The sequence below is a fragment of the Azospirillum mesophilum genome (assembly GCF_053470405.2).
In genome coordinates this window covers 24,457-30,273 of record NZ_JBPXMQ020000058.1, presented here as the reverse complement: position 1 = coordinate 30,273, position 5,817 = coordinate 24,457, and the positions used below count along the sequence as shown (strand labels likewise).

17 protein-coding genes are annotated in these 5,817 nt (G+C 68.1%); all 17 read right to left on the bottom strand.

What is annotated here, in order from left to right; all coding sequences use genetic code 11:
- Positions 1 to 112: 112 nt before the first annotated feature.
- The gene (locus tag ACSVC7_RS30015; protein WP_448208186.1) at positions 113 to 442 is read right to left on the bottom strand and encodes an XkdD/Y8K6 family phage-associated protein; all 330 of its coding nucleotides are present in this window, start codon (positions 440 to 442) and stop codon (positions 113 to 115) included.
- A gap of 22 nt (positions 443 to 464) precedes the next feature.
- Complete coding sequence (locus ACSVC7_RS30010; RefSeq protein WP_448208185.1) at positions 465 to 638, bottom strand: hypothetical protein; 174 nt, start codon at positions 636 to 638, stop codon at positions 465 to 467.
- Between the two features lie 26 nt (positions 639 to 664).
- Positions 665 to 838, bottom strand: coding sequence for a hypothetical protein (locus ACSVC7_RS30005; protein ID WP_448208184.1), 174 nt, complete (start codon positions 836 to 838; stop codon positions 665 to 667).
- 17 nt (positions 839 to 855) lie between these two features.
- Entirely contained in the window at positions 856 to 1,221 is a 366-nt protein-coding gene (locus ACSVC7_RS30000; RefSeq protein WP_448208183.1) for a hypothetical protein, read from the bottom strand.
- Between the two features lie 34 nt (positions 1,222 to 1,255).
- Positions 1,256 to 1,498 carry a hypothetical protein gene (locus tag ACSVC7_RS29995; protein ID WP_448208182.1) on the bottom strand — a complete coding sequence of 81 codons (243 nt, stop codon included), beginning with the start codon at positions 1,496 to 1,498 and terminating at the stop codon, positions 1,256 to 1,258.
- A gap of 15 nt (positions 1,499 to 1,513) precedes the next feature.
- Positions 1,514 to 1,741 (bottom strand): hypothetical protein, encoded by a 228-nt coding sequence (locus ACSVC7_RS29990; protein WP_448208181.1) that lies wholly within the window; start codon positions 1,739 to 1,741, stop codon positions 1,514 to 1,516.
- Between the two features lie 25 nt (positions 1,742 to 1,766).
- Positions 1,767 to 2,549: a phosphoadenosine phosphosulfate reductase domain-containing protein gene (locus ACSVC7_RS29985; protein WP_448208180.1), complete on the bottom strand. Its 783-nt coding sequence runs from the start codon at positions 2,547 to 2,549 to the stop codon at positions 1,767 to 1,769.
- Between the two features lie 17 nt (positions 2,550 to 2,566).
- The gene (locus tag ACSVC7_RS29980) at positions 2,567 to 2,773 is read right to left on the bottom strand and encodes a hypothetical protein (protein WP_448208179.1); all 207 of its coding nucleotides are present in this window, start codon (positions 2,771 to 2,773) and stop codon (positions 2,567 to 2,569) included.
- 12 nt (positions 2,774 to 2,785) lie between these two features.
- On the bottom strand, positions 2,786 to 2,938 hold the full coding sequence (locus ACSVC7_RS29975) for a hypothetical protein (protein ID WP_448208178.1): 153 nt from the start codon (positions 2,936 to 2,938) through the stop codon (positions 2,786 to 2,788).
- 6 nt (positions 2,939 to 2,944) lie between these two features.
- A complete protein-coding gene (locus ACSVC7_RS29970) occupies positions 2,945 to 3,214 on the bottom strand; it encodes a hypothetical protein (RefSeq protein ID WP_448208177.1) in 270 nt (89 codons plus the stop codon).
- A gap of 230 nt (positions 3,215 to 3,444) precedes the next feature.
- Entirely contained in the window at positions 3,445 to 3,765 is a 321-nt protein-coding gene (locus ACSVC7_RS29965; protein WP_448208176.1) for a hypothetical protein, read from the bottom strand.
- A gap of 83 nt (positions 3,766 to 3,848) precedes the next feature.
- Positions 3,849 to 4,220: a hypothetical protein gene (locus ACSVC7_RS29960; RefSeq protein ID WP_448208175.1), complete on the bottom strand. Its 372-nt coding sequence runs from the start codon at positions 4,218 to 4,220 to the stop codon at positions 3,849 to 3,851.
- 12 nt (positions 4,221 to 4,232) lie between these two features.
- On the bottom strand, positions 4,233 to 4,484 hold the full coding sequence (locus ACSVC7_RS29955; RefSeq protein ID WP_448208174.1) for a hypothetical protein: 252 nt from the start codon (positions 4,482 to 4,484) through the stop codon (positions 4,233 to 4,235).
- A 12-nt stretch (positions 4,485 to 4,496) separates the two neighbouring features.
- The gene (locus tag ACSVC7_RS29950) at positions 4,497 to 4,925 is read right to left on the bottom strand and encodes a hypothetical protein (RefSeq protein ID WP_448208173.1); all 429 of its coding nucleotides are present in this window, start codon (positions 4,923 to 4,925) and stop codon (positions 4,497 to 4,499) included.
- A 19-nt stretch (positions 4,926 to 4,944) separates the two neighbouring features.
- Positions 4,945 to 5,142, bottom strand: coding sequence for a hypothetical protein (locus ACSVC7_RS29945; protein WP_448208172.1), 198 nt, complete (start codon positions 5,140 to 5,142; stop codon positions 4,945 to 4,947).
- Between the two features lie 31 nt (positions 5,143 to 5,173).
- Entirely contained in the window at positions 5,174 to 5,386 is a 213-nt protein-coding gene (locus ACSVC7_RS29940; protein WP_483509004.1) for a hypothetical protein, read from the bottom strand.
- Between the two features lie 26 nt (positions 5,387 to 5,412).
- Positions 5,413 to 5,613 carry a hypothetical protein gene (locus tag ACSVC7_RS29935; RefSeq protein ID WP_448208170.1) on the bottom strand — a complete coding sequence of 67 codons (201 nt, stop codon included), beginning with the start codon at positions 5,611 to 5,613 and terminating at the stop codon, positions 5,413 to 5,415.
- Between the last annotated feature and the right edge of the window lie 204 nt (positions 5,614 to 5,817).

The following is a 5,817-nucleotide window of genomic DNA, read 5'->3' as shown; positions in this document are numbered from 1 at the left end:
CGTGGCCGTCACGTGCAAACATCCCAAATCTAGCTCATTAACCACGCACGCTAAATCAATGCTTTAGCGGCAATCCATGTGCAGATATTTTTGTCTACCGACACTTTGGAGGTCAGATCACGACGGCTTCGCGGGCCGGCGCGGCCGCCTTGGCGATGGCTTCGACGGCCAAGCCGAAGTAGCGCTCGGCCGGCGCCATGGAGAGGGAGCAGGGCTCCAGCCCGCCATCGGTGGTCAGCACCTCGACCAAGCCCTTCAGCGCCTCCAGCAGCTCCGGCGCGGCGGCGATCAGGCGGGCGTTGGCATGGTCAGCCATCGCTTCGGCACTGGTGTTGCCGAAAAAGCGAGCGTCGGCGACCGGCCCCTTGGCCGACTGGATGTTCCCTCCGCCGGGCGCCTTGGGGTCGATCCACCAAGGACCTGGAGTGTGCTTCGTTTTCATCGGTGATCCCTCGTTTTTGTCGTTACCGGTAGATGCGGGACCAGCCGCGGTCGAACGCACCAAGAGCCTTCCTCCAGCGCCAATACGGGCGCCGGGAGAACAGCATCATCTCCCGCCAGCGGTCGCGGATCGGGAACCCCTCCAGATCGCCGCGGCCGGATGGTGATCGGCGCTCGATGCGGATACCGCGGAGCATGGTCCAAGCCCTCTCGTTGCTGCGCCTCAGCGCATTTCGTCGTAGTCGAGGTAGTAGTGGGCGCCGCAGACCTCACACCGGTACTGCTCGCCGCTGAAGCCCCCGCCGACCTCCTTCATGTTCGGGCAGCCGTGCCCGTAGGAGCTGAGGGCCTTGCACTCGTCCGGCTTCTTGGCCGGGTCTCCGTCGAAATCGGCCATGGCCGGGTTCCTCTCGTCTATGCGCCCTGGGGCGCGGTGTCGGTGGCCTGGGCGAGGCGGCGAGCGGCGCGGCGCTCTTCGGACTGCTTCGCCCACAGGCGCAGCCGGTCAGCGACGACCGGCGGTAGTTCCTCCAGCAGTCCGTCGCCGGCTTCCTCGAAGTGTTCGCCGAGCGTCATCCAGTCTTCGCCGTCCAGGCCATTGGCGTCGTTCAGATCGACCTCTACGTCTCGGCACTCGACGTGATGCCGCCGCACGTAGATGCTGCCGTCATAGACGCCGCGATATTCAGCGTAGACGGTGCCGATGGAGATCTCGGTGTTGCAGCCGTCGCAGATGTGCACCTTGCGCGCGGTCTTCGTGGTGTTGGACAGGCGGGCCATAGCCGGGCTCCTGTGGGCTCGTTTTCGGTGCTGGTCAGATGTCGATGGACGTGCACAGGGCCGCGTAGTCGACGCCGGCCCGCGCACAGATGATCTGCGCGTCCAGATCCCGTCGGTTGGGGTCCGGCTCGATCTTGTGCAGCCGGGACGACACAGAGAAGCCGAACACGGTTGCTGCCGCCGGGCCCAGGCGCCCGACATCAGACAAGACGCGGGCAGGGTCGTCGCCGGCGAAGAAGCGCTGCACCAAGGTGGCGATCTGGTCGGAGCTGATCATGGTGGTATCCCTCGTTTAGGAGGCGTGGCGGATGGTCGGGAAGGGGTAGGCGCGCTCGCCGTTCCACCAGTCGCCGTCCTGCGTCCAGGCGCGACCGCAGTCCGTGTGGACGATGCGCTTGTCGGCCTTGGTGATGCGCTGCCGACCCATGGAATTCCCCTCGCGGTCCACGGTTTCAACCTCGTCGCCGCGGGCGAAGGGGCGGGCCGGCTGGTCTGGGACGTGATAGGTCAAGTCGCTCATGGACTCGTCTCCTCTCGTTTCTGGTTCACATCGAACAGACGCGGCACTGGCCGCCGCGGAATAGGTCACGCTGGCGCTGCACCCGCTTAGTGTCGCGCGGGATGCGACCGCGTTCGAACTCGACGCGCAAATCCTTGAGCTGGGCAGGCCAAGCATCGCGCGACGGGCTGCGCCAGCTCACGGGCTTGCCGACCAGGTCGGACACCTCGGCTTCCTGCTGCTCAGCGTCGGCGAAGATTTCCGGGTGCTGCTTCCAGAGCAGCCACCACTCGATCAGCTGCTGCTCATAGCAGCGAGCGCAGTCGGTACGCTCCGGAATGCTCACGTCCCGCTGCTCAAGGTAGGACAGCACGTCGGCGACACCCCAGCCCCATTCCCGCATGGGGAAGCGTACGGCGACCTCGGCAATGTCGTAGGCCCCGCCAGCCCGGCCCGGCTCGTCAGCGCGCAGGCCGACATAGGAAATCACGGGGCCGTGCTGCACTTGTTCGCGCAACCACGCCTGATACGGCTCAATCTTCAGCTTGCGGGTGCAGAAGCGGGCGCTGTGGTTGGGGATCATCCGTTCCTCACGGACAATCCCCGACAGACCGGTGTGCGCCATGATCGGCAGGATGCGCCGGCCGAGGATTTCGCCGATGCGGCGCCAGTGGGCGAACATCTCGGGGAGTTCGTCGCCGGTGGGCGTGCAGACGTAGTTGTAGGGCCGGGGCTCCAGCTCGGCCAGCCGCAGCGCGAGCGCGGTGCTGTCCTTACCGCCGGACAGGGCCACTACGTGCAGAATGCCCTTTTCGTCGCGCTCCAGCATGGCCGGGTTCCTCTCGTCTATGCGCCGGTCGGCGCGGGGGTATTGCGGGTGGGGTCGCTGGCCCAGCGGGTGAGGTGCCAGCCCACCACCCTGAGCGTCTCGACATGCGGCGCCAACTCCGGGTGTCTGTCGGCCAGCAGGCCCAGCACAGCCTCTTGCTCGTGCAGCGCGCCGGCCACCGACCGGGCCAGATAGCTGTTGCGCGGGGTGATCGGGGTGGTCATGGCGCCCTCGAATTAGAGACAGGCGTCGAGGTTGCCGGTCAGCACCAGCATCTCGGCGTCCTCGCGTACCGGGTCGCAATGCCCGAGCGGCACGATCATCCGCTCGACCGTCCGGAACCAGATCGGGCAGAGCAGCAGGGCTCGGTAGTCGGTCAGCATCGGCATGCCCTCCTAATTGGGCCGCCGCGACGGCATCGAGCCGGCGCCGCCGCGCATGCGCTCCGGGCAGATCAGGCCGACCGGCAGTCGCCCTTCGGCGCCGCCGAACTCCACCATGATCGCCGGCCGCTCGCCGCTATCGCCCCCAGCTCTGGCGAGGGCCTGAATGGTGCTGTCCGGCACGACCACGAGCTGCATCGGCAGGTCGCCCAGGCCGCGCAGCACCAGCTCGGCGAGGACATCCGCGGCATCCTTGATGGTCGGAAACTTGTGCTCGTTCACGTCGCGTGTCCTCTCGTTAGGTAGACGGTTGTGCGGCGCAAACCGGGCAGTGCCAAAGCTTTTCCTGCCCGAGCTGTCGCCACCCCTCTCTGCGCAGCACATTGATCGCGTCGGCGCGGTCGGTGCTGATGCCCAGATATGGCGTCTCGCACGTCGGACAGTGGACCTCGTATTGCGGCACCAGCTCGCCATCACGTCGCGGCTTCCGCATGGCGCGGCTCCTCTCGTTCTCAAGCCGCCTGGGCGGCGTGGTTGGCGTCCAGCGCGGCGACGATCTTCCCGAGCTGCGCGAACGCGACGACGGCCGGGTTGATGGGGCGGGCGTCAGCGATGCGCTTGGCCTCGTCGAGCGTGGACGCAGCGGCGTTCCAGGTGGTGCCGTCCGAGACCAGCCACCCCTTGCCGTAGCGCGTGGCGCTGAACCCGCGGCCCAAGTCGTATTCCCAGGGCAGCGCCGACCCCGGCGGGTAGTAGATGTACGGAGCGCCGGGCTCATTGGACGCCGGGCCGTGAACCCCATTCTTCGTGCGGACGTGCTTGATGCCTTTCATGGTCTGGCGCTCCTGCTGCGGGTCTCTCTACTGGCTCAAGCCCCGCCGCCGGATGGCGTGCGGGGCTGGATCGGTGGGGCTCCCTATTGAGCCGCGCCGGCCGGCGCCGGCTGCGACTGCATGAACTTGGCAAGCTTGCCGACCTTGGCCGTCCGGCAGTCGTCGATCCGCCGCGCATCCAGGACGCCCATCCGGCACAGCAGGTCGACCACGCCCATCAGGTCACCGACCTCACCAGCCAGACGGTCGGCGTTGCTGAGGCGCTGCCCCGGCTGCACCTCGTCCAGGCCGAACCGCAGGCACTTGCTGTTGCGGACCTGCATGCGCGAGACGGCGGCGATCAGCTCACCGACGATCTCGGTGATCTCCGACCCCTCTTCCGAGAGGATGGTCAGTCCCTCGCGTGCGGAGCCCTCGGGCGGCGGGCAGGGCGAGATGAAGCGCGTATCGGCCATGGTCATTCCCTCCTAGTGAGACACCTGGGCGGCGAGCTGTCCGCTACCCCGGCAGGTGAGCGCCCCGTCGGTGCCGGGGCCGTGGGTGGCGAGCTTTCCCGCCTTCACCGTGACCATCTTTCCGCAGGCGGGGCATCTCGCCTGCGCGGCGGAGCGGCGGTCCTGCTCCAGGTCCCACGCGCGCCGCGCCTCCTCCTCGGTTGCGGCCCGATTCCCCGCCGTCCCCTTGGTCAGGCACCACGCCAGGAAAGTCGTCGGTTGCATCGCGCGCCCTCCCTATTGAGCCGGGAATGCGGCGAGCGCATCCCGGCAGCTTTCGCGGTAGCGGCCGGCAGCAGCACGGGCGCTGCTGGCGTCTGGGTATCCGTCTTGCGGGTCATCGACGTTGCGGACCAGCCGGCCGGCGAGCGCCGGGAAGTGCCTGGTCTGCGCCTCGGCGAGCGTCGGGCCGACCATCAGAGCGCGGGACGTCGGGCGGCCGGCGGCGAATTTCTGGCAGAGCTGCACCTTGTCTTCTGTCATGGATCGGCTCGATTGTGCGCCGGCTTGGGCGCGTCGTTGTTGCAGCTCGCGCAGCCACGCCGCGAGCTGCCGGTGCTCGGCGGCGCAGGGGCCGCAGGCGGCCCCTACCTCGTCGGCGTGGGTGATGGCGTCAGCGAGGGACATCTCATCGCGCAGCTCCTGCTCAGGGACGTCCATCGGCATTCCCTCGTTCTTGCGGCGGTCAGGCGCGCGGATGGCTGCGCAGCTTCCGCTGTTCCGCCTCGATGGCGTCGGCGGCGGCCTGTCCGCGCCGCGCGTACAGCGCGAGCCGACCGCGGGGCAGCTTGTCGAATGGCACAGCGTAGCCATCGGATGCGTAGATGGCTCTGGCAGCGGCCTGTGCGGCGACGCTCAGGCATGCGAACTCTTGTTTATCCACGGTCCTGCGCTCCCTCGTCTCTAAGCCCGGCTTACTGAAACCGGGCGTGGTCAAAAATCAGCGCTGCAGCGAACTCGCCGCAGACGACGCGGAAGGCGTGGCGGCCGCTCGCGAGACGCTCGTGGCCGAAGTCGAAGCGCGGCACCGGAGCGCCGTGGCGGGTCCACAGGCCGTCGCTCGACCGCGCGAGCCAAATCCCCCACCGGCCCTTCACCAGGGTCCATCTCCATCCACGCTTTGGCATCGGTGATCCCTCGTTTGTGAAGCTGCTCAGGCGCCCGTGGAGTCGGGCGTCGGCGCCGACAGGGCGAGCATTCCGGCGATGAGCCGGATGCACGGATCGGGGTGACCGACAGCGATGTCGACCAGGGCGTGGCGACCCGCGTCGAGCGCGCGCTCGCGCTGACCGTGATCGCCCGCGAGGGCATCGACGATTCCATCAGCGGCGCTGATGGTGGCGGTGGTGTCCATGAGTGAGAGTCCTCTCGCTGGTGATCCTGGTGGCCGTCTCTCCGGCCTGTCACGCCTGCTGTCGGTGGGCGTTCACCCTCGCATCCCCCGTCCGGCTCACGCCGTCCACGGCCCATCCGGGCCCCAGGGATCCCTCCCTATTGAGCCGCGCCGGCCGGCTGGGGCGCGCCAGCCTCCAAACACGTGATGCGGGCGCGGTGGGGC

What these genes read in the sequence shown, in the direction of transcription:
- ACSVC7_RS30015 (WP_448208186.1), bottom strand. Translation starts at nt 442, where the DNA reads ATGAAAACGAAGCACACTCCAGGTCCTTGGTGGATCGACCCCAAGGCG.
- ACSVC7_RS30010 (WP_448208185.1), bottom strand. Translation starts at nt 638, where the DNA reads ATGCTCCGCGGTATCCGCATCGAGCGCCGATCACCATCCGGCCGCGGC.
- ACSVC7_RS30005 (WP_448208184.1), bottom strand. Translation starts at nt 838, where the DNA reads ATGGCCGATTTCGACGGAGACCCGGCCAAGAAGCCGGACGAGTGCAAG.
- ACSVC7_RS30000 (WP_448208183.1), bottom strand. Translation starts at nt 1,221, where the DNA reads ATGGCCCGCCTGTCCAACACCACGAAGACCGCGCGCAAGGTGCACATC.
- ACSVC7_RS29995 (WP_448208182.1), bottom strand. Translation starts at nt 1,498, where the DNA reads ATGATCAGCTCCGACCAGATCGCCACCTTGGTGCAGCGCTTCTTCGCC.
- ACSVC7_RS29990 (WP_448208181.1), bottom strand. Translation starts at nt 1,741, where the DNA reads ATGAGCGACTTGACCTATCACGTCCCAGACCAGCCGGCCCGCCCCTTC.
- ACSVC7_RS29985 (WP_448208180.1), bottom strand. Translation starts at nt 2,549, where the DNA reads ATGCTGGAGCGCGACGAAAAGGGCATTCTGCACGTAGTGGCCCTGTCC.
- ACSVC7_RS29980 (WP_448208179.1), bottom strand. Translation starts at nt 2,773, where the DNA reads ATGACCACCCCGATCACCCCGCGCAACAGCTATCTGGCCCGGTCGGTG.
- ACSVC7_RS29975 (WP_448208178.1), bottom strand. Translation starts at nt 2,938, where the DNA reads ATGCCGATGCTGACCGACTACCGAGCCCTGCTGCTCTGCCCGATCTGG.
- ACSVC7_RS29965 (WP_448208176.1), bottom strand. Translation starts at nt 3,765, where the DNA reads ATGAAAGGCATCAAGCACGTCCGCACGAAGAATGGGGTTCACGGCCCG.
- ACSVC7_RS29960 (WP_448208175.1), bottom strand. Translation starts at nt 4,220, where the DNA reads ATGGCCGATACGCGCTTCATCTCGCCCTGCCCGCCGCCCGAGGGCTCC.
- ACSVC7_RS29955 (WP_448208174.1), bottom strand. Translation starts at nt 4,484, where the DNA reads ATGCAACCGACGACTTTCCTGGCGTGGTGCCTGACCAAGGGGACGGCG.
- ACSVC7_RS29950 (WP_448208173.1), bottom strand. Translation starts at nt 4,925, where the DNA reads ATGCCGATGGACGTCCCTGAGCAGGAGCTGCGCGATGAGATGTCCCTC.
- ACSVC7_RS29940 (WP_483509004.1), bottom strand. Translation starts at nt 5,386, where the DNA reads ATGCCAAAGCGTGGATGGAGATGGACCCTGGTGAAGGGCCGGTGGGGG.
- ACSVC7_RS29935 (WP_448208170.1), bottom strand. Translation starts at nt 5,613, where the DNA reads ATGGACACCACCGCCACCATCAGCGCCGCTGATGGAATCGTCGATGCC.